At 74.0% G+C, this 24749-nt stretch carries 25 protein-coding genes; 10 read left to right on the top strand and 15 right to left on the bottom strand.

Annotation, left to right across the window (positions count from 1 at the left end; genetic code table 11):
- Positions 1–177 precede the first annotated feature (177 nt).
- The 5 genes from ACFY2K_RS24500 to ACFY2K_RS24480 form a co-directional block, all read right to left on the bottom strand.
- On the bottom strand, positions 178–912 hold the full coding sequence (locus ACFY2K_RS24500) for a tyrosine-protein phosphatase (RefSeq protein ID WP_380644073.1): 735 nt from the start codon (positions 910–912) through the stop codon (positions 178–180).
- Between the two features lie 22 nt (positions 913–934).
- Entirely contained in the window at positions 935–1567 is a 633-nt protein-coding gene (locus ACFY2K_RS24495) for a TetR/AcrR family transcriptional regulator (protein ID WP_380529695.1), read from the bottom strand.
- 57 nt (positions 1568–1624) lie between these two features.
- Complete coding sequence (locus ACFY2K_RS24490) at positions 1625–1948, bottom strand: hypothetical protein (protein WP_380409715.1); 324 nt, start codon at positions 1946–1948, stop codon at positions 1625–1627.
- Positions 1945–2454 carry a DUF6232 family protein gene (locus tag ACFY2K_RS24485; protein ID WP_380529693.1) on the bottom strand — a complete coding sequence of 170 codons (510 nt, stop codon included), beginning with the start codon at positions 2452–2454 and terminating at the stop codon, positions 1945–1947. Before ACFY2K_RS24485 ends, ACFY2K_RS24490 begins: the two co-directional genes overlap by 4 nt.
- Before the next feature lie 84 nt (positions 2455–2538).
- A complete protein-coding gene (locus ACFY2K_RS24480; protein WP_380529691.1) occupies positions 2539–2937 on the bottom strand; it encodes a RidA family protein in 399 nt (132 codons plus the stop codon).
- A gap of 72 nt (positions 2938–3009) precedes the next feature.
- Here ACFY2K_RS24480 and ACFY2K_RS24475 point away from each other — a divergent pair, with 72 nt between their 5' ends.
- Positions 3010–3966: a LysR substrate-binding domain-containing protein gene (locus ACFY2K_RS24475; protein WP_387713972.1), complete on the top strand. Its 957-nt coding sequence runs from the start codon at positions 3010–3012 to the stop codon at positions 3964–3966.
- On the opposite strand, the gene ACFY2K_RS24470 is transcribed toward ACFY2K_RS24475, so the two are convergent.
- On the bottom strand, positions 3927–4826 hold the full coding sequence (locus tag ACFY2K_RS24470; RefSeq protein WP_380529688.1) for an aminoglycoside phosphotransferase family protein: 900 nt from the start codon (positions 4824–4826) through the stop codon (positions 3927–3929). The genes ACFY2K_RS24475 and ACFY2K_RS24470 overlap by 40 nt on opposite strands.
- Positions 4827–5048: 222 nt before the next feature.
- On the opposite strand from ACFY2K_RS24470, the gene ACFY2K_RS24465 reads away from it, so the two are divergent.
- Positions 5049–7556 carry a Tex family protein gene (locus ACFY2K_RS24465; protein WP_380594805.1) on the top strand — a complete coding sequence of 836 codons (2508 nt, stop codon included), beginning with the start codon at positions 5049–5051 and terminating at the stop codon, positions 7554–7556.
- A 60-nt stretch (positions 7557–7616) separates the two neighbouring features.
- Here ACFY2K_RS24465 and ACFY2K_RS24460 read toward each other — a convergent pair whose 3' ends face one another.
- The 6 genes from ACFY2K_RS24460 to ACFY2K_RS24435 all read right to left on the bottom strand — a co-directional run bounded on the left by ACFY2K_RS24460 (position 7617) and on the right by ACFY2K_RS24435 (position 12868).
- The gene (locus tag ACFY2K_RS24460) at positions 7617–8036 is read right to left on the bottom strand and encodes an SHOCT domain-containing protein (RefSeq protein ID WP_375897129.1); all 420 of its coding nucleotides are present in this window, start codon (positions 8034–8036) and stop codon (positions 7617–7619) included.
- 93 nt (positions 8037–8129) lie between these two features.
- Positions 8130–8720: an NUDIX domain-containing protein gene (locus ACFY2K_RS24455; protein ID WP_387713967.1), complete on the bottom strand. Its 591-nt coding sequence runs from the start codon at positions 8718–8720 to the stop codon at positions 8130–8132.
- The gene (locus tag ACFY2K_RS24450) at positions 8717–9874 is read right to left on the bottom strand and encodes a type III polyketide synthase (protein ID WP_387713964.1); all 1158 of its coding nucleotides are present in this window, start codon (positions 9872–9874) and stop codon (positions 8717–8719) included. Before ACFY2K_RS24450 ends, ACFY2K_RS24455 begins: the two co-directional genes overlap by 4 nt.
- A gap of 49 nt (positions 9875–9923) precedes the next feature.
- Complete coding sequence (locus tag ACFY2K_RS24445; RefSeq protein WP_375897136.1) at positions 9924–11132, bottom strand: cytochrome P450; 1209 nt, start codon at positions 11130–11132, stop codon at positions 9924–9926.
- 186 nt (positions 11133–11318) lie between these two features.
- Positions 11319–12020 (bottom strand): response regulator, encoded by a 702-nt coding sequence (locus ACFY2K_RS24440; RefSeq protein WP_380529678.1) that lies wholly within the window; start codon positions 12018–12020, stop codon positions 11319–11321.
- A 17-nt stretch (positions 12021–12037) separates the two neighbouring features.
- Positions 12038–12868 carry a sensor histidine kinase gene (locus tag ACFY2K_RS24435; protein ID WP_375897140.1) on the bottom strand — a complete coding sequence of 277 codons (831 nt, stop codon included), beginning with the start codon at positions 12866–12868 and terminating at the stop codon, positions 12038–12040.
- Between the two features lie 140 nt (positions 12869–13008).
- On the opposite strand from ACFY2K_RS24435, the gene ACFY2K_RS24430 reads away from it, so the two are divergent.
- The 4 genes from ACFY2K_RS24430 (at position 13009) to ACFY2K_RS24415 (ending at position 19205) form a co-directional block, all read left to right on the top strand.
- Positions 13009–13734, top strand: a complete 726-nt coding sequence (locus tag ACFY2K_RS24430; RefSeq protein WP_380529676.1) for an ABC transporter ATP-binding protein — start codon at positions 13009–13011, stop codon at positions 13732–13734.
- Entirely contained in the window at positions 13731–16040 is a 2310-nt protein-coding gene (locus tag ACFY2K_RS24425; protein ID WP_387713960.1) for an ABC transporter permease, read from the top strand. The genes ACFY2K_RS24430 and ACFY2K_RS24425 overlap by 4 nt, the downstream gene beginning before the upstream one ends.
- A gap of 166 nt (positions 16041–16206) precedes the next feature.
- Positions 16207–17142: a hydroxymethylbilane synthase gene (hemC, locus tag ACFY2K_RS24420; RefSeq protein ID WP_387713957.1), complete on the top strand. Its 936-nt coding sequence runs from the start codon at positions 16207–16209 to the stop codon at positions 17140–17142.
- A gap of 182 nt (positions 17143–17324) precedes the next feature.
- Entirely contained in the window at positions 17325–19205 is a 1881-nt protein-coding gene (locus tag ACFY2K_RS24415) for a serine/threonine protein kinase (protein ID WP_387713954.1), read from the top strand.
- A gap of 7 nt (positions 19206–19212) precedes the next feature.
- Here ACFY2K_RS24415 and ACFY2K_RS24410 read toward each other — a convergent pair whose 3' ends face one another.
- Positions 19213–19749: a hypothetical protein gene (locus ACFY2K_RS24410; protein WP_380588680.1), complete on the bottom strand. Its 537-nt coding sequence runs from the start codon at positions 19747–19749 to the stop codon at positions 19213–19215.
- Positions 19750–19803: 54 nt separating this feature from the next.
- Positions 19804–20361, bottom strand: a complete 558-nt coding sequence (locus tag ACFY2K_RS24405) for a helix-turn-helix domain-containing protein (protein WP_387713952.1) — start codon at positions 20359–20361, stop codon at positions 19804–19806.
- Between the two features lie 57 nt (positions 20362–20418).
- On the opposite strand from ACFY2K_RS24405, the gene def reads away from it, so the two are divergent.
- From def to ACFY2K_RS24385, 4 genes are all read left to right on the top strand, one after another.
- A complete protein-coding gene (gene def, locus ACFY2K_RS24400; RefSeq protein WP_375891130.1) occupies positions 20419–21009 on the top strand; it encodes a peptide deformylase in 591 nt (196 codons plus the stop codon).
- Positions 21006–21683: a class I SAM-dependent methyltransferase gene (locus ACFY2K_RS24395; RefSeq protein WP_380588675.1), complete on the top strand. Its 678-nt coding sequence runs from the start codon at positions 21006–21008 to the stop codon at positions 21681–21683. Before def ends, ACFY2K_RS24395 begins: the two co-directional genes overlap by 4 nt.
- A gap of 148 nt (positions 21684–21831) precedes the next feature.
- The gene (locus ACFY2K_RS24390; RefSeq protein ID WP_380644078.1) at positions 21832–23040 is read left to right on the top strand and encodes a serine hydrolase domain-containing protein; all 1209 of its coding nucleotides are present in this window, start codon (positions 21832–21834) and stop codon (positions 23038–23040) included.
- 149 nt (positions 23041–23189) lie between these two features.
- Positions 23190–23669: a hypothetical protein gene (locus ACFY2K_RS24385; protein WP_387713949.1), complete on the top strand. Its 480-nt coding sequence runs from the start codon at positions 23190–23192 to the stop codon at positions 23667–23669.
- Positions 23670–23727: 58 nt separating this feature from the next.
- Here ACFY2K_RS24385 and ACFY2K_RS24380 read toward each other — a convergent pair whose 3' ends face one another.
- A complete protein-coding gene (locus ACFY2K_RS24380; RefSeq protein ID WP_387713946.1) occupies positions 23728–24747 on the bottom strand; it encodes a hypothetical protein in 1020 nt (339 codons plus the stop codon).
- Between the last annotated feature and the right edge of the window lie 2 nt (positions 24748–24749).

The raw sequence follows: 24749 nt of genomic DNA, 5'->3' as shown, positions 1-24749 counted from the left end.
CCGCTACGACAAGCGGGCCTACGTCTTCCATGGCACGGTCACCGTCGCAGCGATCCGCCTCTGGCTCCGACCATGATCCGCCGGACAGAACCTAGAGCTCGGGCCGGTCCTCGGGTACCACCGCGGCGATCCCCGTGCCGGTGCGTGGGGCGCTGCTCGGCAGCCGGCCGGAGTCGATCAGGGTGTGAGCAGGCGTGACCGCAGGGCGTCGATCCGGGCGTGGTCGATGCCGACGGTGCCGGTGAGGTAGGCCTCGACGGAGCCGTAGCGGGTGGCGAGGTCGGCGAGGGTGAGGCGGATGACGGTCTCCGGGGCGCGGCCGTAGCCGGGCCAGCGGAGGGTTTCGCCGGGGTGGGCGGCGTGCCAGTCGGCGACCAGGTGCGGGGTGGCGAGCTCGGTGAGGGCGAAGTCGGCGGCGATGTCGTCCTCGGAGACGCCGAGCAGGGTGAGCACCAGGGCGGCGATCAGGCCGGTGCGGTCCTTGCCGGACATGCAGTGGAAGACCGCCGGGGCGTCGGCGTCGGTGATCGCGTCCAGGGTCTGGCGGATCTCCTTGACGCCGTCCTCGGCGACCTCGGCGAAGCGGTCGGCGAGGTAGCGCCATGGGTCGAGGTCCGGGTCGATCGCGGCCTGGTCGTACGGGCGGTGCTCGATCGAGTGGTTGCGGAAGTCCAGGCCGTCGACGTCGGGCACCCGGCCCTTGGCGGCGATCTCCCAGTCGTAGCGCAGGTCGATCACGGTCCGGACGCCGAGGGCCCGGAGCCGCTCCAGGTCGGCGGGGGAGGAGAGCTTGCCGAGCGAGTCGGAGCGGTAGAGCAGGCCCCACCGGACGGTCCGTCCGTCGGCGGCCCGATAGCCGCCCAGGTCACGGAAGTTGTGCAGGGCGTCGAACGCGAGGTGGCGGGTCGTCATGGGCGGCCATCCAACCACGGCGTCAGGCGCCGGAGTAGCCCCGGGCGAGCAGCTCGAAGGCGCGGTCGGCGTGGGCGACGGCCTCGGGGTGGAGGTCGTCGGCGGTGCGGCCGCCGTCCCGCAGGAGCTGCCAGTTGTGCAGGGCGAGGACCCGCTGGGTGGCGGTGACCTGGGCGGCGAGCAGCGGGGCGGTGAGCTCGTGCGGCGGGGCGAGGTCGGGGGCCTCGCGCAGCGCCTCGGCGAGGGACTGCTCGGCGCGGGCCACGTACGCGCCGACCCGGGCGGCCAGGCTGGGGGTGCCGTACACGAGGGCGGTGAAGGCCAGCACGGCCGGGTGGTCGTTGAGGCCGGTGACCGGGTCGTGCCGGTCGAGGCCGTCCAGGAAGTCCCGGCGCAGGGCGTCCAGCACGGTCTCCTCCCCGGTCCGGCCCCGGACCACGTCCGCCGCCTGCTCCTGGTGGTCGGCGAAGCGGTGGACGACCAGGTCCTCCTTGCTGGCGAAGTAGCTGAACAGGGTGGGCTTGGAGACCTCGGCGGCGGCGGCGACCTCCGCCACCGAGACCTGGTCGAAGCCGTGCTCCAGGAAGAGTGCGATGGCGGCCTCGGAGATGGCCCGCCGCGTCCGTTCCTTCTTGCGCTCCCGCAGTCCCGTCATGCCGACCAGGCTAGCAGTCGGGGTTGACCGGGACAGTTTTCTGACCCAGTACGAAAATCAGCTGCTGAGCGAGTCCAGGATCCGGCGGACCGACTCCACCACCGGCGCGCCCGCCCGCACCAGCGAGGCCACCCCCGAGATGTTGCGCAGCGCCCGGCGCAGGGCGGACGGCGAGGCCCCGGCACCGTCGCCGATGGCCTCCAGCGACTCGTCCAGCACCTCGCGGTCCTCGGCCGGCACCTGGTCGCGCAACTGCTGCACGGCGGCGACGAGTTCGCGCAGCGCGGCCTGCGGATCGACCGGGCCCTGGTTCTTGACGATGCCGATGTTGTGGTCACCGTGCTGGGTGACCGAGTCGCCGAAGTGGAAGGAGTTGCTCACAGTCCGACCCGCTTTCCGGTGTTGTGGTCGCCGTACTGGGTGATCTTGTCGCCGACGTGGAGGTTCTCCACCTGGAAGGCGAACTCCGCCTGGGGGTTGTCGATCGCCTCCATGATCATCTGGATCAGGTTGGTGATCTGCCACTCGTGGTGGCTCACCACGGCGGTGGTGGCGGCGTTCGAGGTGTCGAGGACCAGCCGGTACACCGGCTTCTGCCGCAGCTTGGTGACGAGCCGGTAGAGGAAGAACGCCAGGCCGGCCAGCAGCAGCACGCTCGGGAGGGCGGCCTGCGTGGCGTCCGCCCCGTTGCGGGTGAGCGCGCTGAGCAGGCTGACCGCGCACAGCAGCCCGATCACCTGCCGGACGAACCTGATGACCGTCCGCGAGCGCTTGGGCGGCCACCACACCAACTGCCGAGCCCGGGCGATGTGCTGCAGCGGGTAGGCGTCGCCGCCGATCCACAGCACCCGCCGGCTCACCCTGACGTCGATCACGTTCCGTGCCAAGTCCGCTCCCCCTGCCGCTCGTGCGGGGAGAACCATAGCAACGGCCGAGGACGGCAGGAGTGCTGGCGGTGGATCAGGCGGTCCTCACCGGGCCTGGCGCCGGGCGGTCACCTCGATCTCGATCCGCATCCGGGGGTCGGCCAGGCCGCACACCTGCATCGTCGCGGCGGGCCGGACCTCGCCGAAGCAGCGCCGCAGCACCGGCCAGCAGGGCTCGAAGTCCGCGCGCTCGGGCAGCAGGTAGCGCACCCGCACCACGTCGGCGAAGCCGGAGCCGGCCTCGGCCAGGGCGGCCGCGATGGTACGCAGGCACTGCTCGGCCTGCTCCACCACGTCCGGGGAGATGGTCATGGTGGCGTAGTCGAACCCCGTCGTCCCGGACACGTGCACCCAGTCGCCGTCCACCACGGCGCGGGCGTAGCCGATCTCTTCCTCGAAGGTGGAGCCGCTGAGCACGGCGCGTCGCCCGAGTCGTTCTGTCATGCGCCGAACGCTAGGTGGCCTGCGGGGATACGTCCAATACTCCTGCCGGGCCGATCTGATATCCCTGGAGGTATGGAGCACCGCCCCGAACTCCCCCTCCCGCAGCTGCACGCCTTCACCGTGCTCGCCGGGGAACTGCACTTCGGCCGGGCCGCCGCCCGCCTCGGCATCGCCCAGCCGCCGCTGTCCCAGCAGATCCGCCGACTGGAGGAGAAGGTCGGCCACCCGCTGTTCCGGCGCGAACCGGGCGGCGTCACCCTGACCCCGGCCGGGCAGGAGCTGCTGCCGGTCGCGCGCCGGGTGCTGGCCGAGCTCGCGGACGGGCTGGCGGCCGCCCGGGCGGTGGGCGACGGGGAAGCGGGCCGGCTGCGGATCGGCTTCTCCGCCTCGCTCGCCCTGACCGTCCTGCCCGGCCTGCTGCACGCCTTCCGGGAGCACCACCCGGGGGTGCGGCTGGACGTCCGGGAGATGACCGGCGCGCCCCAGCTCACCGCCCTGCGCGACCGGGGCATCGACGTCGGCCTGCTGCGCGAGCCGCCCGCCGACGACCCGGAGCTGCGGTTCCGGACGGTGCTCGGCGAGCCCTTCGTCGCGGTGCTCCCGGCGGACCATCCGCTCGCCGCCCAACGGGTCGTCCGGCTCGGGCAGTTGGCGGCGGAACCGTTCGTGCTGCTGCCCCGGGAGGAGGGGCCGCAGCTGTACGACCGGATCACCGGCCTGTGCGCGGAGGCGGGTTTCACCCCGCGGATCGGACAGCAGGCGGTGGAGTGGCAGACGGTGTGCGCCCTGGTGGGGGCGGGCCTGGGCGTCTCGCTGGCCCCGGCCGGCATCCGGCGGATCCGGCTGCGCGGCGTCGCCTTCCGCCGGATCGACCCGGCTGCCGCCCGCACCCGGGTCGCCGTGGCCTGGCGGGCCGACGACCGCAGCCCGCTGGTGCACCGGCTGCTGGAGATCGTCGGGCCGGAACGACACCAGGTCTGCCGTCCGGCTCAGACGCTGCGGTCGGCGAGCACCTCGCGGACGACGTGACGGGCGTTGGCGGTCCGGGCCGGGTCGGTGTGGCGGTAGTAGGGGATCGTCACCAGGGCTATGGAGAGGGCCCAGGCGCGGCCGCGGGCCCACATGGCGTCGTCGGCGCGCAGGGCGGCGCGGAAGGCGGGTCTGGCGGCGGCGGGCAGCAGGTTCCAGGCGGGCATCAGGTCGGTGGTGGGGTCGCCGACGCCCATCAGGGCGAAGTCGATGACGGCGGCGAGCCGGCCGGAGCCGTTGAGCAGCAGGTTGCCGGGGGTGAGGTCGCCGTGCGTCCAGGCCGGCGGTCCGGCGTACTCGGGGAGGCGGAGCGCCTTGTCCCACAGGGCGGTTGCGGCGGCGGTGTCGATCGCACCGGTGAGTTGGGCGATCGCCGCGCGGGTGGCGCCGTCCCGGGAGGCGAGCGGCACGCTGCGGTGGCCGGCCGGGGCGCCGGCCGGGTCGAGGGTGCGCAGGGCGTTGACGAAGCCGGCCAGGTCGCGGGCGAGGCCCTCGGGCGCGGTGAGCACGCCGACCGCCGGGTTGACGCCGTCGAGCCAGCGCAGCACCGACCACTGCCAGGGGTAGCCCGCGGCGGGGCGGCCGACGGCCAGCGGGGCGGGGACGGGCAGCGGCAACTGCGGTGCCAGCCGGGGCAGCCACTGGTGCTCGCGCCGGACGTCCCCGGCGGCCCACTCCACCCGGGGCAGCCGGACGGCGAGTTCGGGCCCGAGCCGGAACATGGCGTTGTCCGTCCCGGCGGACCCGACGGGCGTGACCGGCAGGCCCACCCACTGCGGGAACTGGGCGGAGAGCAACCGCCGTACCAGGGCCGCGTCGACGACCGGTCCATCGGGGTGCATCCGGGCGGCAGCGCACATGCCCGGCAGCGTACAGCGCGGACCGCCGCCCGACAGGCGGATCGGTGAACTGCCGGGCCCGGCGAGGTGAGGGGACGGTGATCGGCCGGCGGACGGACGGCGAACGCCGGGCCCGGGCGCGCGCCACGCCCGCCACCCCGGGTGCGGCCGTGCGGTGTCACCGGCACCTGCCAGAATGCGGGGGGTACGGCGAAAGCACTGAAGGAGAAGGTGACCGGCTTCGTGACCACGCCAGTCGAACAGGTGGCCCGGCAGGCCCAGCAGGCGATCGAGCGCAAGATCGCCGAGGAACTGGGCGTTCGCGAGGGGCAGGTGACGTCCGCGGTCGAGTTGCTCGACGGCGGCGCGACCGTGCCGTTCGTGGCCCGCTACCGCAAGGAGGTCACCGGCTCGCTGGACGACGCCCAGCTGCGCACCCTGGAGGAGCGGCTGCGCTACCTGCGGGAGCTGGAGGAGCGCCGGGCGGCCGTCCTGGAGTCGATCGACGCCCAGGGCAAGCTGGACGACGCGCTGCGCGCCCAGGTGCTGGCCGCCGACTCCAAGGCACGGCTGGAGGACATCTACCTGCCGTACAAGCCCAAGCGGCGCACCAAGGCGCAGATCGCCCGGGAGGCCGGGCTGGAGCCGCTGGCCGACACCCTGCTCGCCGACCCGACGCAGGACCCGGCGGCGCTCGCCGCGCAGTACCTGAACGAGTCGGTGGCGGACGGCGCGGCCGCGCTGGAGGGCGCCAGGTCGATCCTGGTCGAGCGCTTCGGCGAGGACGCGGACCTGGTCGGCTCGCTGCGCGAGCGGATGTGGGGCCGCGGCCGGGTGGTCGCGAAGGTCAGGGACGGCAAGGAGGCCGACGGCGCCAAGTTCGCCGACTACTTCGACTTCTCCGAGCCGTACACCAAGCTCCCCTCGCACCGCATCCTGGCGATGCTGCGCGGCGAGAAGGAGGAGGTGCTGGACCTCGAACTCTCCCCCTACGACGGCGAGTCCGAGGGCGACCTGCCCGGCGAGAGCGACTACGAGCAGCGCATCGCGGCCCGCTTCGGCATCGCCGACCGCGGCCGCCCGGCCGACAAGTGGCTGGGCGACACCGTCCGTTGGGCCTGGCGCACCCGCGTCCTGGTGCGGCTCGGCATCGACCTGCGGGGCCGGCTGCGCGCCGAGGCCGAGGACGAGGCGGTGCGGGTCTTCGCCGCCAACCTGCGCGACCTGCTGCTCGCCGCCCCGGCCGGCACCCGCGCCACCATGGGCCTCGACCCGGGCTTCCGCACCGGGGTGAAGGTCGCCGTGGTGGACGCCACCGGCAAGGTGGTCGCGCACGAGACCATCTACCCGCACCAGCCCGCCAACAAGTGGGACGCCGCGCTGCACACCCTCGCCGCGCTGGCGAAGAAGCACGACGTCGACCTGGTGGCGATCGGCAACGGCACCGCCTCCCGGGAGACCGACAAGCTCGCCGAGGACCTGCTCAAGCGCCACCCCGAGCTGGGGCTCACCAAGGCGATGGTCAGCGAGGCCGGCGCCTCCGTGTACTCGGCCTCCGCGTTCGCCTCCCAGGAACTGCCGGAGCTGGACGTGTCGATCCGCGGCGCCGTGTCGATCGCCCGCCGGCTCCAGGACCCGCTGGCCGAACTGGTCAAGATCGACCCCAAGTCGATCGGCGTCGGCCAGTACCAGCACGACCTGAGCGAGGTGAAGCTGTCGCGCTCGCTGGACGCCGTGGTCGAGGACTGCGTCAACGCCGTCGGCGTGGACGTCAACACCGCCTCGGCACCGCTGCTCACCCGGGTCTCCGGCATCACCGCCACGCTGGCCGACAACATCGTGGCGCACCGCGACGCCAACGGCCCGTTCCGCACCCGCAAGCAGCTCAAGGACGTCTCCCGGCTGGGCCCCAAGGCCTTCGAGCAGTGCGCGGGCTTCCTGCGCATCCCCGGCGGCGAGGACCCGCTGGACGCCTCCAGCGTGCACCCCGAGGCCTACCCGGTGGTGCGCCGGATCCTCGCCTCCACCGGCGGCGAGCTGCGCGAGCTGATCGGCAACGGGGAGCGGCTGCGGGCGCTGCGCCCGGCGGAGTTCGCCGACGAGACCTTCGGCGTCCCGACCGTCACCGACATCCTCGGCGAGCTGGACAAGCCGGGCCGTGACCCGCGCCCGGCCTTCCGCACCGCGGTGTTCAAGGAGGGCGTCGACAAGATCGGCGACCTGGAGGTCGGCATGGTGCTGGAGGGCGTGGTCACCAACGTGGCCGCCTTCGGCGCCTTCGTCGACGTGGGCGTCCACCAGGACGGGCTGGTGCACGTCTCGGCGCTGTCCAGGAACTTCGTCAAGGACCCGCGCGAGGTGGTCAAGCCCGGCGACATCGTCAAGGTCCGGGTGCTCACGGTGGACGTGCCGCGCAAGCGGATCGGGCTCACCCTGCGGCTGGACGACGAGGTCGGCCGGGAGCGGGGCGGCGACCGCGGTGACCGCGGCGACCGCGGCGACCGCGGTGGTGACCGGGGCGAGCGGCAGGCCCGCCCGCCGCGCCAGGAGCGCCGTGGCGGCGACCGGGGCGCAGGCCAGGGTGCGGGCCAGGGCGGCCGGGGCGGCCAGGACCGGCGCGGCGGCGGCTCGGGCTCCGGCTCCGGCGGTAACGCCCCGCTGGCCAACAGCGCCATGGCGGACGCGCTGCGCCGGGCCGGTCTGACCGGCGGCGAGGGCGGCGGGAAGGACCGGCGCTCCGGACGGCGCTGAGCCCGGACGGCGGCGGGGCCGGTGGACGCGTCGTCCACCGGCCCCGCCGTGCGGGTGACCTCAGGCGAGCAGCTTCTCCTTGGCCCGCTGGTACTCCTCGTCGGAGATGAGGCCCTTGCCCTTGAGGTCCGCCAGCGCCGCCAGGTCGTCGACATGACTGCGAGCGCCGCCGCCCTCCGGCGCTGCGGCCTCCTTGATGTACGCCTTGACCGCAGCCTCGGTCTGCTGGGCCTGGGAGAGGTCCCGCTTGTGCATCGAGTCACCGCGGGCGATCAGGTAGGCGAGCACGCCGATCAGCGGCAGGATGATCACCAGGACCAGCCAGCCCGCCTTGCCCCAGCCGCTCAGGTCGTGGCTGCGGAAGACGTCAGTGATGATCTTGAACAGCAGGAAGATCCAGAGGATCCAGAGGAACAGCTCCAGCATCGTCCAGAAGACGTTCAGCAGCGGGTAGTCCGCGGCCAGGTGAAAGGTGCCCATGGCCGAGAGATATCATGACAAATCGGACACTGTTCCGCCCTGCTCGCCTGTTCGGGTGATCCTCGCCTCCCGACCCCCAGCCCCTCTCGGCCCTCAGCCCCGCCCGGCCCGCCGTCGCAGCTCGACCGCCAGCCCGATCAGCTCGCCCCACCAGGCGTCGTGCCCGCCGAGCAGCAGTCGCTGCGCCTCGGCGACCGGGACGGCCCGGACCTCGACCACCTGCTCGCCGTCCGCCGGGTTGGTCGGCGTGGAGTCCAGCTCGACCTCGCCCCAGCCCCACAGCCAGGCCTTGTCCGGGTGCGGCTGCCACGGCCGGTACGGCACGAGGTCCTCGGTGTGGCAGCGGTGCGCGCCCAGCCAGGCCGGCTCGCCGAGCAGCCGGGCGCCGGCCTCCTCGCGCAGCTCCCGGGTCAGGCAGTCGACGACGGACTCGTCCTTCTCCCGGGTGCCGCCGGGCAGGAACCAGTGGTTCCGGTCGTCCCGGCAGAGCACCACGCCACCGTCCGCGAACCCGACCAGGTGGATGTTGGTGACCAGCTCGTCCGGCGGCAGCACGGTCGAGAACTGGGCGTCGTATCGGCCCCAGGCCCAGTACTGCGGCGCGTGCAACGCCGGGAACAGCGCGGCGAGTTCGGCCGCTCTGGCGGCGGAATCGGTGTCGGGGCGGTCCGTGGTGTCGGTCATTCGGAGATCGTAGTGCCGGCCGGGAAACGGCGGGGGGCGCCCTGGTGGACGAGGGCGATGTCGGAGGTGGAGATGGCGCGCGGGCGCCGGCGCACCGGTTCGACCGGGGTGTCCACCCAACTGCCCAGCGAGATCTCGGCGGTGATGCCCGGTCCGAAGCCGGCGATCAGGCCGGTGGTGCCCTCGGCGACGCCGCCGTCGGCGAACAGCCGGGCCAGGGCGTCGAAGACGACGGCGCTGGCGATGTTGCCGCGCTCGGTCAGCGTGGCCCGGCTGTAGCGGAAGGTCGAGGGCTCCAGGTCGAGGAAGTGGCAGAGGTCGTCCAGGATGCGCGGGCCGCCCGCGTGCACGATGTAGAAGCCGAGCCCGGAGACGTCCCAGCCGTGCTGTCCGGCCAGGGTGCGCAGCGCGGGGGCGAGCATCTCCATGGTGCCGGGCACCCGCTTGTCCAGCTGGAAGTGGAAGCCGGTGTCCTTGACCCCGTAGGAGATCCAGCCCTCGGTGTCCGGGACGAGGTGCGAGCCGTTGCGCTCGACGTGCACCCCGCGGCCGCCCCGGCCGCGCATCACCACGGCGGCGACGGCGTCCCCGAACAGGCCGTTGGAGAGCAGCGAGCCGACGTCGAGGTCGCTCGGCTGGTAGCAGAGCGAGCAGAACTCGCAGGCGACGATGAGCACGTTGGCGCCCGGGTAGGCGCGGCAGAAGTCGTGGGCACGGTTGACGGCGGCGCCGCCGGCCGCGCAGCCGAGCTGGGCGATCGGCACCTGGCGGGTGTCGGAGCGGAAGCCCATGGCGTTGATCAGCCAGGCGGTCATCGACGGCATCATGAAGCCGGTGCAGGACACGTAGATGATCAGGTCGATGTCCTGGGCGCCCAGTTCGGCGTGGCCGAGGGCGCGTTCGACCACCTCGGGGACGCGTCGCTTGGCCTCCCGCTCGTACACCTGGTTGCGGTGGGTGAAGCCGGGGTGGGTGAGGGTCTGCTCGATCGGCTGGACCAGGTGCCTGGTGCGCACCCCGGTGTTCTCGATCAGCCGCAGGGCCAGGCCGAGTCGGGGGTGGCCGGCGTGCAGGGTGCGGGCCAGGTCGAGGGTCTCGTCGAGGGTGATGACGTGCTCGGGCACGGCGACGGCGGGGCGGCAGAGTGTGGCCATGGGTGTGTGGGTCTCCCCGGTGCGGGAACGGTGTGTCGGGGGGAGCGGGCTACCAGGCGACCGGCAGGGTCTGCGGGAAGCGCCAGATCGAGCCGGATTCCCAGTCGAGTTCGGCCGGGTCGACGGCCAGGCGCAGCCCGGGGAAGCGGCGCAGCAGGGTGCCGATCGCGACCTGGAGTTCCATCAGGGCGAGGTGCGAGCCGAGGCAGCGGTGCTGGCCGTGGCCGAAGGCCATGTTGACGGGCCCGTCGGTGCGCTCCAGGCGCAGCTCGTCGGGGTGCTCGTAGGCGGCCGGGTCGCGGTTGGCGGTGAGGTAGGAGACGTGCACGGCCTCGCCGGCCCGGATCAGCACGCCGCCGAGTTCCACGTCCTCGGTGGCGATCCGGGCGATGCCGGGGCCCTGGCGGAACGGGATGAAGCGCAGCAGCTCCTCCAGGGCGCGGGGCAGGCCCTCGGGCCGGGCGCGCAGTTTCGCGAGCTGCTCGGGGTGGGTGAGCAGGGTGTAGGTGATGTTGCTCAGCTGGTAGGTGCTGGTGTCGTGGCCGGTGACCAGCAGGACCATCGCCATGACGGCCAGTTCGTCCGGGTCGAGCAGGTCCTCGCCGTCGCGGGCGGTGGCGAGCGCGCTGATCAGGTCCTCGCCGGGGTGGGCCCGGCGCTCGGCGGTGAGCTCGGTGAAGTAGGCGCGCAGGCCGGCCTTGGCCTCCTCCTGGCCCTCGCGGCTGCCGGGGCCCGTCCGCATCATCGCGACCGCCCGGGCGCGCAGCCGGTCGCGGTCCGGTTCGGGGATCTCCAGCAGTTCGCAGATGGTGTGGAGCGGGAGCCGGGCGGAGAGGAAGTGCGCGAGGTCGGCGGGGGCGCCGTGCTCGGCCATCTCGTCGAGGAAGCCGTCGACGATGGCCTGGGTCCGGGGGCGCATCCGCTCGACCTGGCGGTTGGTGAAGCCCTGGGCGACCAGGCGGCGCAGCCGGTTGTGCTCGGGCGGGTCCATCAGGTTGATGGACTCGGCCTGGGCGATGGTGGCGGGCGTCATCCGCGGCAGGTCGCGGCCGATGCCCGCGGCGCGGCTGAACCGGCGGTCGGTGGTGACCAGTTTGACGTCCTCGTAGCGGGTGGCCAGCCAGGCCTCGCCCGTGCCGTGGGGCAGGCGGACCCTGGCGATCGGGGCCTCGGTGAGCAGCCGCTTGAGGAGGGGGTCGAACTCCAGGCCGTCGGTGTGGTGGAAGGGGCAGTCCCACACGGGGGTGGTGGTGGTCACGGGCCTGTCCAATGGTCTTCGTCCTGCGGGGTGGTGCCGCGCGGACGGTGTTCGTCGCTCCGGTCGCGGATACGCAGATGCTCCCCCATGGACTGGCAAAAATGTGAATCCTTCGAGCTGTTCCCCCTAATGAGTGAGCCGGCTGATTGTCATGCGAATCATCGTGACGGGGAAGGGAATTGACGGTCAGTCGTTCGTGCCCGGTGCGACCAGGCCGGTCTCGTAGGCGAGCACCACCGCCTGGGCCCGGTCGCGCAGGTTCAACTTGGCGAAGATCCGGGCCACGTGGGTCTTCACGGTCGACTCGCTCAGGGTCAGTTCGACCGCCAACTCGCCGTTGGACAGGCCGCGTCCGAGCAGGCCGAGCACCTCCGCCTCGCGCGGGGTGAGCGGCGCGAGGTCGCGGTGCAGCCGCGGCGCGTCGGTGCCGCGCGCGGCGGGGTGCGGGGCGCCGGTCGCGAAGCGCTCCACCAGCCGGCGGGTGATCGACGGGGCGAGCAGGGCGTCGCCGGTGTCCACCAGGCGTACGGCGGCGGCGAGGTGGGCCGAGGTGACGTCCTTGAGCAGGAAGCCGCTGGCCCCCGCGGACAGCGCCGCGTAGACGTAGTGGTCCAGGTCGAAGGTGGTCAGCATGATGACCCGGCAGCCGGGCACCGCGGCCAGGATCCGGCGGGCCGCCTCCAGGCCGTCCATGGTCGGCATCCGGATGTCCAGCAGGGCCACGTCCGGCCGGTGCAGGGTGGCGGCGGCCACCGCCTCGGCGCCGTCGCCGGCCTCGGCGACCACGTCGATGCCGCGCGCGGTGAGGATCATCCGGAAGCCGGTGCGGACCAGCTCCTGGTCGTCGGCGATCACCACCCGGGGGCGGCGCTGCTGGTCCTGTTCCACGGTTCCCTCCGAGTCGTTCACGGCCGGTCCAGCGGGATGCGGGCGCGGACCCGGTAGCCGCCGCCGAGCCGGCGCCGGGCGTCCAGGTCCCCGCCGTACACGGCGACCCGCTCGCGCAGGCCGAGCAGCCCGCGCCCGGCGCCGTCCGCCTGCTTCGGGGCGGGGGCGGGCGCGCCGGAGAGCACGCTCGGGCCGCTGTTCAGCACCTCCACCCGCAGGTAGTGGTCCGCGTACCGCACCGTCACCTCCGCCGTCACCCCGTCCCCGTGCTTGAGCGCGTTGGTCAGTGCCTCCTGGACGATCCGGTAGGCCGTCACGTCCACGCCGCCGGGCAGCGGCCGCGGTTCGCCGGAGACCCGCACCTCCACCGGCAGCCCGGCGAAGGCGAACCGGTCGATCAGCGGGCTCAGCCGGCTCAGGCTCGGCTGCGGCGCGAAGTCGTCGCGCTCCGGCTCCTCGCTGCCGTCGGCGGCCGGGGCGAGCAGGCCGAGCAGGTGCCGCAGCTCCGTCATCGCGTCCCGTCCGGCGGCCTCGACCGCGCCCATCGCGGCCGCCGCCTCCTCCGGCATGGTGGCCAGCACCTCGCGGGCGGCCCCGGCCTGCACCACCATCAGGCTCACGTTGTGGCTGACGATGTCGTGCAACTCGGCCGCGATCCGCGCCCGTTCGGCGTCCACGGCGGCGCTCGCGGCGCTCTCCCGCTCACGCTCCAGCAGCCAGCCGCGCTCGCCGATGGCCGCCCGGTACAGCCGCCGCGCCCGTACCAGCGCGACGCCCAGCCAGCCGGCGGCCGCGCAGGCGGCGCCCGCCGTCGCGATCGCGATCCAGTCCGTCCCTGTTCCCCACACGGCGTCAAGCCTCCCAGGCCGGGGCTTGATCGACATCATCCGGGGGTGCCGCCCGCGTACATCCCGGGTACTACGGCGACCTGCGGTTACACCCGGGGTGGGACGCCCGGCCCGGGAGGCCGCGCCTACCGTCGTCGACCATGAGCAACGACCACGACGGGACCACCCGGCCCGACGACGCGCCGTACGTCGTCGAGCTGTCCGGGGTGCACAAGGAGTTCGGCGACGCCAAGGCGCTCGACGGCGTCGACCTGAGGATCCGCGCGGGTGAGGCGGTCGCCGTGATGGGCCCCTCGGGGTGCGGCAAGTCCACCCTGCTGAACATGGTGGCCGGGCTGGACCGGCCCAGCTCCGGCAGCGTCCGGGTGCAGGGGCAGGACCTCGGCGGGCTGAACGAGAACGGCCTGGCGCTGTTCCGCCGCCGCCACATCGGCATGATCTTCCAGTTCTTCAACCTGATCGACGACCTCCCGGCCCTCGACAACGTCGCCCTGGCCGCCCAGCTGACCGGCACCAGCGCCAAGCAGGCGCGCCGACGCGCGCTGGAGCTGCTGGACGAACTCGGCGTCGCGCACCGCAAGGACGTCTACCCGGCCACCCTCAGCGGTGGCGAGCGCCAGCGGGTCGCGGTGGCCCGCGCCCTGATGAACCGTCCCGCGCTGCTGCTCGCCGACGAGCCGACCGGCGCGCTGGACAGCCGCTCCGGCGAGCAGGTGATGGACCTGCTGATCGACCTCAACCAGATCGGGCAGACCCTGCTGATCGTTACCCACGACCCCGACCTGGCCACCCGCTGCGCCAGTCGGCTGGTCGAGGTCGCCGACGGCAAGGTGGCGCGCGAGCGGATGCTGGAGGGGTCCTCGTGAACAGTGCTGTGTGGCGGGCCTCCCGGGCGGCCGTGAAGCGCCGCCGGGTGCAGACCGTCGTGATCGGACTGGTCGTCTTCTGCTCCACCGCGACGGTGCTGCTCGCCCTCGCGGTGATCAGCGCCGCCCGGGCCCCCTTCGACACCGCCTTCGAGGGTGAGCGCGGCGCGCACGTCAGCGCCCTCTTCGACCCGGCCAAGGCCTCGGCGGAGCAGCTGGCCGCCACCGCACACCGGCCGGGCGTCGAGGCGACGGCCGGGCCCTTCGACCAGGCGGTGGTGACCATCCCCACCGACTGGATCGGGCACCCGCCCGGCCCGCTGATCCTGGTCGGCCGGCCCGACCCGGCGGCCGCGCCGGTGGACCGGGTGAAGCTGCTGTCCGGCCGCTGGGCCACCGCGCCCGGCGAGGTGGTCATCGGTACCGCCGGGGGTTCCTCGGAGGGGAACCTCGGCACCCGGCTCACCACCGGCACCGGGGAGCGGCTCACCGTCGTCGGCTTCGCGAGCGAGATGAGCCAGTCCGCCGGCGGCTGGGTCACCCCCGAGCAGGCGGCCGCCCTGCACCCCACCGGTCGGCAGATGCTCTACCGCTTCACCGACGCGGCCACCGAGCAGCGGCTCACCGCCTCGCTCGGCCGCGCCACCGAGGGCCTGCCCGAGGGCGCGGTCGCCAACGCCCAGTCCTACCTGGTGCTCAAGCAGGCGTTCTCGGCCGGCGCCGACGCCTACCTGCCGGTGATGACGGTCTTCGGCGTGCTCGCCCTGGTCGTCGCCGCGCTGATCGTCGGCAACGTGGTCAGCGGCGCGGTGGTCTCCGGCTACCGGCACATCGGGGTGCTCAAGTCGATCGGCTTCACCCCGCGCCAGGTGGTCACGGTCTACCTGACGATGGTCTCGGTACCCGCCGTCGTCGGCACGGTGCTCGGCACGGCGGCGGGCTGGACGGCCGCGTACCCGATCCTCAAGACCGCGTTCAGCGGCATCGCCACCGGCACCGCCGTGATCGACCCGGCCGGCTGGCTGCCCGCCGCGACCCTGCTCGGCGTCCCGCTGCTGGTCGCCCTCGCCGCGCTCGTCCCGGCCTCGCGGGCCCGGCAGCTCTCCGCCGCCCAGGCCATCTCGGCGGGCAGTGCGCCGCGCACCGGGCGCGGCCTCAAGGTCCAGCGGTGGCTGAGCGGCACCAGGCTGCCCCGCGCCGTCAGCCTCGGCCTCGGCCAGCCCTTCGCCCGCCCGGCCCGCACCGCGCTGACCATGGCGGCGATCGCGCTCGGCGTGGTCACCGTGACCGTGACCACCGGGCTGACCAGCACCCTGGCCGCCTCGATGTCCGCACCGGACCAGCACACCCACATCAACGTGCAGACCGCCGTCTTCTCCGGCAGCAAGCTCGCGCCCCGGCTGACCGCGGAGCAGACCGAGGCGATGCTGCACGCCACCCCCGGCGCCGACCAGGTCTCCGTCCGGGGCCTGGTGCGGGTCGGCATCGTCGGCCAGCCCCAGCCGGTCTTCGCCAACTTCTACGGCGGCGACGCCATGGTCGACCACCGGCGGCTGAACGTGGTCGAGGGCCGCCCGGCCACCGGGCCCGGTGAGGCCGAGGCCGGGCCGGCCTTCCTGGACCAGCACGGGCTCAAGCTCGGCGACCGGATCACCCTGGCCCTGGACGACCGGCGGACCACCGTCACCCTGGTCGGCCTGGAGACCCAGGGCAACGCCAACGCGATCTCCTCCAACGCCGCCACCAGGGCGCTGCTCACCTCCGACCCGCACGTGGTCGAGTACGACGTGCGGCTCGCCGACGGCGCCGACGCCGCGGCCTACCGGAAGGCCGTCACGGACGCCGACCCGAGCCTGGGCACCGCGGTCGTCGCCCCGAGCACGGAAGGGTCGGTCGTCGCGATCAAGACGTTCAGCACGACCTTCTCCGTCCTGCTGTCGGTGGTCGCCGCGCTCGGCGTCTTCAACACCCTGCTGCTCACCATCCGGGAGCGCCGCCGCGACCTCGGCATGCTCAAGGCGATCGGGATGACGCCCCGGCAGGTGGTCGGGATGACGGTCACCTCGGTGGCCTGGCAGGGCGTGGTCAGCGGGATCGTCGGCATCCCGGTCGGGATCCTGGTGCACCGGCTGATCGCCGAGCACGTCCGGATCATCCACTTCACCGACGCGATGATCGACGTCTGGGGCGCCCCGCTGCTGGCCGCCCTCGCCCTCGCGGGCGTCGCGATCGCCGTCCTCGGCGCGCTGGTCCCGGCCCGCTCGGCGGCCCGGCTGCCGATCGCCGAGGTGCTGCACAACGAGTGAGCCCGCTCGGGGCGCGGCGGGCGGCTGGTCCGTAGGGCGGCGGGGCGGCGGGGCGGCCGGGTGGTGCACCGCCCGGCCGCCCCGCCGTGGGCGGAACCGCCGCGCCGTTACGCCGAGTACGTGACGCGGTCACGGCCGTGGCCGTAGGGGCGCCTATCATCGCGCCATGGCCACCGCTGAGCTGATCCGCATCGTGTCCCGCTCCTCACCCATGGCACTCGCCCAGGTCGACCGGGTCCGCGCCGAACTCGCCGAGCTGCACCCGGGGTTGCGCACCGAGGTGGTGCCGGTCACCACCTCCGGCGACCGCTGGACCGGGGACCTCGCCGCCCTGGGCGGCAAGGGCGCGTTCACCAAGGAGGTGGACGCCGCGCTGCTCGCCGGGGAGGCCGACGTCGCCGTGCACTGCCTCAAGGACGTGCCCGCCGACCGCCCGCTGCCCGCCGGCACCGTCTTCGCCGCCTACCTGCGCCGCGACGACATCCGCGACGCACTCGTCCACCCCGGCGGCCTGACCCTGGCCCAACTCCCGCCCGGCGCCCGGATCGGCACCTCCTCCGTCCGCCGGATCGCCCAGCTCGCCGCCTCCCACCCGCACCTGGAGTGCGTGCCGATCCGCGGCAACGCCAACAGCCGGCTCGCCAAGCTGGCCGCCGGGGACGTCGACGCGCTGCTGCTCGCCGTCTCCGGGCTGGAGCGGATCGGCGAGCGGGCCAGGATCACCGAGGTCCTGCCGGTCGAGGAGATGTGCCCGCCGATCGGTGCCGGCATCCTCGTGCTGCAGTGCCGCGAGGACGACGCGGCGACCATCGAGGCCGTCACCGGGCTCGGCCACCACGACACCTGGCGCGAGGCGTCGGCCGAGCGGATGTTCCTGCACGTGCTGCAGGGCCACTGCAACAGCCCGATCTCCGGCTTCGCCAAGGCGGAGGCGGACGGCCGGCTCTCGCTGCGCGGCCGGGTCTTCACCCCCGACGGCAAGCGGGTGCTGGACGCCCACGAGTGGGCCGGCGCGCTCACCCCGGAGGACCTCGGCACCTCGGTCGCCCTCGCGCTCAAGCGGCAGGGGGCGCACGAGCTGATCTCCTCGATCCCGCACTGAGGCCCGTGCGGGCCGCTCCTCGCCCCGAGTGCCTTTCCTTCGGTTCTTTGCCTTCGTGATCTAGCCCCGCAGGCGTGCTGCTGAGATGATTCCCCGTGCGGGGAAAGGCAACTGACATGTGCTCAACTGCCGTCGTCCCCGCGGAACGTGGAACGCGCACGCCGGGGGTGGACGTGGAGGCGTTGAGACCCACCGACCCGAGGACGGTCGGCGGCCGCTACCGGCTGCTGGCCCGGCTCGGCAGCGGTGGGATGGGGACCGTGTACCTGGGACGCTCGCCCGGCGGGCGGCTCGTCGCGGTCAAGTGCGTGCACTGGGACCTCGCCACCGACCCCCACTTCCGGCTCCGCTTCACCCAGGAGATGGAGGCCGCCCGGCGGGTCGGCGGCTTCCACACCGCCCAGGTGGTCGACGCCGACCCGGACGGCGACCCGCCCTGGCTGGTCACCGCCTACATCCCCGGCCCGTCCCTGGAGTCGGCCGTCGCCGCCCACGGCCCGCTGCCCGAACCCGTCCTGCGGGTGCTCGGCGCCGGACTGGCCGAGGCCCTGGCGGCGATCCACGCGGTCGGACTCGTCCACCGCGACCTCAAGCCCTCCAACGTGCTGCTCAGCGACGACGGGCCGCGGGTCATCGACTTCGGCATCGCCCGCGCCCTCGACGGCGCCTCGATCACCCGCACCCAGACCGTCATCGGCACCCCCGGCTACATGGCGCCGGAACAGATCGCGGGCGAGCCGCTCAGCCCCGCCTGCGACCTGTTCAGCCTCGGCCGGGTGCTCTGCCACGCCGCCGGCAGCGCCCCGTACGGGCACGGCGGCAACCCGCAGGTGCTGCTGTACCGGATCATGCACACCGAGCCCGACCTCGGCGAGGTGCCCGAGGCGCTGCGCCCGCTGGTCGCCGCCTGCCTGGCCCGCCGCCCGGAGGACCGGCCCACCCCCGCCGAGCTGGTGGAGCGGCTCGGGCCGCCCGGGTACGAGGGGCCGACCGGCTCATGGCTGCCGGAGGCGCTGCGGGTGCGGCCCGCCGTCCCGGAGGCACCGCTGCTGGCGCCCGGCCCGGGCCCCGGGGTGGCGCCGCCCGGGCGGGTGCCGTCCACCCGGGTGCCGACCCTGCTGGGCGCGGACCCGTACGGCGCCGGTGGCTGGGTGCGCACCGAGCCCTCGGAGGCGGCGGCCCGGAGGCGCCGGGCGCGGCGGCTCCGGATCGTGCTGCCGAGCGCGCTGGTGCTGATCGCGGCCGCGGTGCTGGTGCCGGTCTACCTGCGGCACGAGGGCGGCGGCGGCACCGGGCTGGACAACGGCGGCTTCGTGGTCGCCAAGGACGACGGCGGTTCGCCGGACTGCGTGACCGGCGGGTCCTCCGGCGCGTCCGGTTCCGTCGGCGGTACGGGCGGTGACGCGAGCGCCTACCAGGGCCCGCCCGCGGCGGTGCCGAACGGCACCCCGCACGCCTCCGGCCTGCTCACCCCCGCCGACCGGGACACCCTGACGCTGGGCCGCTCGCTGACGCTCAGCTGGGACAAGGCCGGCGCGGTGACCAAGGTCTTCACCCGGCGCGGCAGCCTGCCCTGGAAGGCCTCCGGCTGGCTCACCTCCGCCGCCTGCACCTTCAAGCCCACCGAGGCGGGCGTCTACCAGTGGGCCGTGGTCGGCGCCAACGCCTCCAGCGGCAGCATCGGCAGCGGCTGGAGCGCCACCCGCTACCTCAACGTGCAGACCGACCAGGACCAGGCGGCCAACCCGGTCAAGTCCGCCCCTTCGGCCCCCATCCCGGTCTTCCCGAAGGACCAGCAGGTGGTTCCGGTGGGGAAGCCGGTCGAGTTCAGCTGGGCGAGCGCCGGCACCACCTCCACGGTGAACATCCTGACGCCGGGCGCCACCGACTGGGACCACCGGCCCTGGCAGACCGCGCTGAGCATCACGTACACGCCGAAGCTGCCCGGGGTGTACATCTGGACCGTCTTCACCTCGGGGCCGGGCGACTGCACCGGCGGGCCGGCCACCGGCGGGGGCTGCGTCAGCGGGGGGAGCGAGCAGCGCTACCTGGTCGTGCAGTGACGGCCGCTCAGGGCGCCGCCGCCCGGGCCCGGGCCACCCGCCGGACCACCGGTGCCAGCGCCAGCCCCACCGCCGCCCCCAGGACGACCCCCTGCACCCCGTCCCAGACGTTCTGCACGTCGCAGGCCCGCCCGATCGACGGCACCGCGTACTGCACCGCCGACACCGCGAACGGCAGCACCGCCGCGCCCAGCAGCGCCACCACCGCCCGCCGCCTGGTCCCGGCCAGGGCGGCGGCGAAGCCGACCGGGGCGTAGGTCGCCAGCTTGAGCTCGATGTGCCGCACGTGCATCAGCTCGTACGGCGAACGCGGCCGCGCGCCCTGGACGGTGCAGTGCCGCACGGCGTCCGCGGACAGCCGGAACGCCTCCGGCAGCAGCGTCGCCACCAGGACCCCGCCGAGCCCGAGCAGCAGCAGGAAGCCCACCACCCAATGGGCCCGCAGCAACCGCCCCACCGGCCGGTTCAGCAGCGCGGCCGGCACCAGCGAGAGCAGCAGTCCGGGCCAGAACATCGGCATCCCGCCGAGCACCGCACTGATCACGCCTCAAACGGACGCACCGAACGTCCGTCCGGTTCTGGTGCCGCGCCGGTGGCCTCAGTGCTCTTCCAGTAGGGGGAACAGCCGGGTGACGGCGGCGACCGGTCGGGCCCCGGCGGGGCGGGCGGCCGGGTCGGCCTCGCGGTCGCGGTAGCGGGCGAGGATCCGGCGCACCTCCGCGCCGACGGCGGCCAGTTCGGCCGGGGTGAGGTGGACGACGGCGCTGAACGCCTCGTCCCGCTGCCACTCGGCCGGGGCCTCGGAGCGCCGGGCCAGCCAGCGCCGGTGGCTCTCGTCCTCCAGGCCGCGGGCGAGTTCGCCGAACTCCTCCTCGCCCGGCTCCGGGCTCTGTTCCGATCCCCGCTCCGGGCTCTGCTCCGGTCGGGCCCGGGGGAGGCGCCAGGGTCGGGCCCGGCCGTCGAGGGCGGGCGCCTCCTCGATCAGCCCGTAGTGGGCGAGCCGGCGCAGGTGGAAGGAGCAGAGTCCGGAGCTCTGCCCCAGGTGTGCGGCGGCCTCGGTGGAGGTGAGGGTGCCGTGTTCGGCGAGGAGTGCCAACAGGGCGGTGCGCACCGCGTGTTCGGCGAGGGCCTCGGATCTGACGACGTCTTCGGTCACTTTGCAAAGTCTGCTACTTTGCAAAGCTGACAGCAAGTCCATCGAAGGGGAGCACCCGTGTCCGAGCTGCGCGAGCGTCCGACCGTCCTGAGGATCACCGAGGTGGGGGAGGAGATCCTCCGCCGCACCTGCCGCACGGCGACCGAGCAGGACTTCGGCAGCGAGTGGCTGGCCCGGCTGGTCGACGACATGTTCGCCACCATGTACGTCGCCGACGGCTGCGGCCTCGCCGCCAACCAGGTGGACGTCGACCTCAGGCTGTTCGTCTACGACTGCACCGACGAGGACGGCGTGCGGCACGTCGGACACGTGCTCAACCCGGTGGTCGAGGCGCAGGAGCCCGGCCGCCGGCTGGTCGAGGACGTCGAAGGCTGCCTGTCCGTGCCCGGTGCCAACACCCAACTCGCCCGCCCCGCCCACGCGGTGGTGCGCGGAGTCGACCAGCACGGCGAACCCGTGGTGATCGAGGGCGCCGGCTACTTCGCCCGCTGCCTCCAGCACGAGACCGACCACCTGAACGGCGGCCTCTACCTCGACCGGCTCTCCGCCCGCGACCGCAAGCGGATGATGAAGCAGACCGCCGACCGCCGCGAGAAGGTCTTCGCCGAGCGCGCCGCCCGGGCCGCGAAGCCTGGTGCGGCGCGGTGAACCACCCTGCTCGCCCCGCCCACTCCGACCACTCCGACCACCCCGCTCACCTCGCCGCCGTCCGCGACTCCTACGACACCGTGGCCGCCGACTACCTGCGCCGCGTCGTGCCGCCGGAGGGCATGGACCCGCTCTCGCGCGCGATGCTCGCCGCCTTCGCGGAACTGGTCCGGGAGGCGGGCGGCTCCGAGGTCGCCGACCTCGGCTGCGGACCGGGGCGGGTGACGGCGTACCTGAACGGGCTGGGGCTCCGCGCCCACGGCGTCGACGTGTCGGGCGCGATGATCGCCCTCGCCCGCGGCGCGTACCCCCGACTGCGCTTCGCCGTCGGCTCGATGGCCGCCCTGGACGCCGCCGACGGCAGTCTCGGCGGCATCCTCGCCTGGTACTCCGTCCACCACACCCCGGAGGCCGAACTACCCGCGCTGCTCGCGGAGTTCCACCGGGTGCTGGCCCCCGGCGGGCACCTGCTGCTGGGCGGGCACACCGGCGACGAGGAGTCCCGGCCGAGCTCGGCGTACGGGCACCCGGTGACCTGGGCCTCCCACCTCGTCCCGGCCGACCGGCTGGTCGCGCTGCTCGCGGGAGCCGGGTTCACCGTCACCACCCGGCTGGAACAGGCCCGGCCGGAGCGCCCGGACCGGGGGTACGTCAGCCTGCTGGCGAGGGCGTGACCCGGGGCGCTCTCGGGGGTGCACCCCGACGGAAGATCAGGGGGCGGCGGCGGTCCGACCCTGATGATCGGGGCGCGGCGGGTCGGCAGACTCGTCGGTGAGCCGGACGCGCCGGCTCGCCGACGACCAGTCTGGAGCTGCAGAACCCGTGAACGCCTCCACGCACCGCACCCGTTGGGCCGCCGTCGCCGCGGCCGGAACCCTGGCGGCCGTGCTGACGGTCGGGGCCGGTGCACCCGCCCTCGCCGCCCCGGCTGCTCCCGCCGCGGGCGCGGCCGGGGCCGGAACTCCGGCACCGCTGGACCGGGCGGCCGTCCGGGCGGCACTCGCCGGGCGGCCGGCCGCCGACGTCTCCGCCTCCTTCGTCCGCGTCACCGGCTCCACCGGCCGCTTCGAGGGCAGTTCGGCGGAGGACGGCATGGCGGTGGACCCGCACGGCAGGTTCCGGATCGGGTCGGTCTCCAAGGTCTTCACCACCACCGTCGTCCTCCAACTCGTCGCCGAGGGCCGGATCGACCTGGACGCCGACGTCCGGCGGTACCTGCCGGACTTCCCCTACCAGGGGGTCGAGGTCGGCCAGTTGCTCAACCACACCAGCGGGCTGCCGGACGGCTCCAACGCGCCCTGGGGCGACGGGACGACCACCTGGTTCGAGGCCCACCGGTTCGACTCCTTCACCCCCGAGCAGGTCCTCGCCACCATGCACGGCTACCCGCTGGGCTTCACGCCCGGCACCGAGCAGCAGTACAACGGCATGAACACCTTCGTCGCCGGGCTGGTCGTCGAGGAGGTCACCGGTCGCAGCTTCGCCGACGAGCTGAACGACCGGATCATCCGGCCGCTCGGCCTGCACGACACCGCCCTCCCGGACGCCGACGACCCCTCCCTGCGCCACCCCGCCACCCGCCCCTACCTGACCGTCCCCGACGCCGGCGGCGGCACCCACCGGGCGGACGTGACCGAGCAGAGCGCCTGGCCCTGGGTCGAGGGCGGCATGGTCTCCAGCGCCGACGACCTGGACCGCTTCATGACCGCCCTGTTCCGCGGGCGCCTCCTCCCCGCCGCCCAGCAGGAACTGCTCTTCACCGTCCCCGACGTCCCCACCGCCGCCCACAGCACCCACTGCCCCGGCGGCAAGGCCTGCATGAGCACGGGCCTGGAGCGCCTCCAGGCCCACGGCATCACCGCCTGGGGCAAGACCGGCTCCCGCCCCGGCTCCACCAGCGGGGTCTTCGCCACCCGCGACCTCTCCCGCAAGGTCGTCTACTCCGTCGACCCGACCTCCCTGAACGGCGCCGAGTCGACGTACGTCCTCGGCCTGGTGGCCGCCTCATTCGGCATCAGTTCCGTGTTCTGACGCCCCCGCGCCCTCCTCCCGCAGGGTGAACCGCGGTTGGCTCTCCCGGGGGAGGAGCTCCGGTCGCGCGGTCGAGGCGGGGGAGGGGCGGTGGCGGCGAGGGTGGACGCATGGTGATGAACATCCCGGTCGGTGATACCGAACGCCCAGTGCCCCGTTGGGCCCTGCGCCTGGCCAAGGCCCTGCCCTTCGTCCTCCTGCCGCACTGCCTGTGGCGGCTGCCGTTCGCCTTCGACTTCGCGATGGGCACGGTCGATCCGCACCGCCCGCCCTGGGTCTGGTGGGCGACCCCGTACGTGTTCGGACTGAGCCTGGTCACCGAGGGGCTGGCGCTGCTCACCCTGGGCCTGGTCAGCGGCTGGGGCGAGGTGTTCCCGCGCTGGGTGCCGTTCCTGCGGGGGCGCCGGGTGCCGCCGCTGGGGCCGCTGGTCGCGACGGTGCTGGGCGGGCTGGTGCTGTTCGGACTGTTCGGGCTCCAGCCGCTCGCCTGGGCCGGCGTGGTGGACGAGGTCGGGTTCAGCAACGGCTGGTGGGAGGCGCTGTGCCGGGTCTGCGTCAGCCCGGCGGCGCTGTGGGGGCCGATCACCATCGCCCTCGGTGTCGCGTACTACCGCCGCCGCACCGCCTGAGCGCCCGGTCGGCGCGGGAAGCCGGACCGGCCGGCCTCCCGCGCCGACCGGGTGGGCGTCAGTGCGTCCGGTAGTACTCGCCGACCGCGGTGAAGGCCTCCTTCGGGTCCCAGGGCAGGCCGGGGAACCTGCTGCCCGGGCGGTCCTCGTACACCTTGACGATGCCGTAGCTGGCCAGGTCGAGGTCCTCGCGGGGGTCGCCGTCCGGGCGGTGGACGAAGTCGTACAGCGCGAAGGTGAACACGAAGGCGGCGTCGATGCCGCCCTCGTCGAAGGCCGTCAGCAGCTCGCGGACGTACCCGGCCTGGGCGGGCTCGTCGCGCTCGTACCTGCCGTCGAGGCGCACCGGGCCGTCGGCGTCGTACTCGACGACCTCCAGGCCGAGCGCGCCCCGGTCGCCCGCGCCGCGGTAGGTGGCGGAGCCGAACTCGGTGACGGCGACCGGCTTGCCCTGGGCCGTGAGGTCCCGGACGCCGTCGGCGAAGCGGTCGGCGATCCCGGCGGAGCGGTACAGGTCGAGGGAGATCCGGTCGAAGGGCGTCCAGTCGACCCGCTCCAGCGGGACGGCGGCGTAGGTGACGGGCCCGTCGAAGTGCGCGCGGACGGTGGCCACCGCCTCGCGGAGGAAGGCGTTGACCTCGGCGCTGACCGCCCCGAGGTGCTGGCGCACCTCCTCCGGCCGGGCGAGCAGCGCGACCCGCTCGTCCGTGGTGGCGCCGGGCAGGAAGCCGGGGTTCATCAGGCTCAGTTCGGCACCGGCCACGAACACCACCTCGGCCCCGCCGCGCCGCAGCCGCTCCGCGCGCCCGGCGCAGTCGGCGAACAGCCGCAGCATCTCCTCGGTGGTCAGCTCCAGCGGGTACGGGGAGAACCAGACCTCCAGCCCGAGTCCGGCGGCCAGCCCGGCGGCGAGCTCGATCCGGTCCGGATCACCGCCCATGATCCGGACGGCGGTGCAGTGCAGTTCGTCGCGGATGATCCGCAGCTCGCGTTCGACGGTCTCCGGCTCGAACAGCTTGCGGGAGTACGACCCGTCCCTGACGAAACCGGTGTCGTAGCTGATTCCCTTGGCGCGCATGG

Origin of the sequence: Kitasatospora sp. NPDC001309 (genome assembly GCF_042896295.1) — a bacterium.
Classification (GTDB): Bacteria; Actinomycetota; Actinomycetes; order Streptomycetales; family Streptomycetaceae; genus Kitasatospora.
Note: the sequence above shows the minus strand (reverse complement) of the source record. Positions and strands in the feature narration are given on the sequence as shown.

Bases quoted from the DNA above. Each gene is read 5' to 3' on its own strand.
- ACFY2K_RS24450 (WP_387713964.1), bottom strand. From the start codon at position 9,874: ATGGCCACACTCTGCCGCCCCGCCGTCGCCGTGCCCGAGCACGTCATC.
- ACFY2K_RS24475 (WP_387713972.1), top strand. From the start codon at position 3,010: ATGGAGCACCGCCCCGAACTCCCCCTCCCGCAGCTGCACGCCTTCACC.
- ACFY2K_RS24495 (WP_380529695.1), bottom strand. From the start codon at position 1,567: ATGACGGGACTGCGGGAGCGCAAGAAGGAACGGACGCGGCGGGCCATC.
- ACFY2K_RS24430 (WP_380529676.1), top strand. From the start codon at position 13,009: ATGAGCAACGACCACGACGGGACCACCCGGCCCGACGACGCGCCGTAC.
- ACFY2K_RS24455 (WP_387713967.1), bottom strand. From the start codon at position 8,720: ATGACCGACACCACGGACCGCCCCGACACCGATTCCGCCGCCAGAGCG.
- ACFY2K_RS24500 (WP_380644073.1), bottom strand. From the start codon at position 912: ATGACGACCCGCCACCTCGCGTTCGACGCCCTGCACAACTTCCGTGAC.
- ACFY2K_RS24380 (WP_387713946.1), bottom strand. From the start codon at position 24,747: ATGCGCGCCAAGGGAATCAGCTACGACACCGGTTTCGTCAGGGACGGG.
- ACFY2K_RS24470 (WP_380529688.1), bottom strand. From the start codon at position 4,826: ATGTGCGCTGCCGCCCGGATGCACCCCGATGGACCGGTCGTCGACGCG.
- hemC (WP_387713957.1), top strand. From the start codon at position 16,207: ATGGCCACCGCTGAGCTGATCCGCATCGTGTCCCGCTCCTCACCCATG.
- ACFY2K_RS24460 (WP_375897129.1), bottom strand. From the start codon at position 8,036: ATGGGCACCTTTCACCTGGCCGCGGACTACCCGCTGCTGAACGTCTTC.
- ACFY2K_RS24480 (WP_380529691.1), bottom strand. From the start codon at position 2,937: ATGACAGAACGACTCGGGCGACGCGCCGTGCTCAGCGGCTCCACCTTC.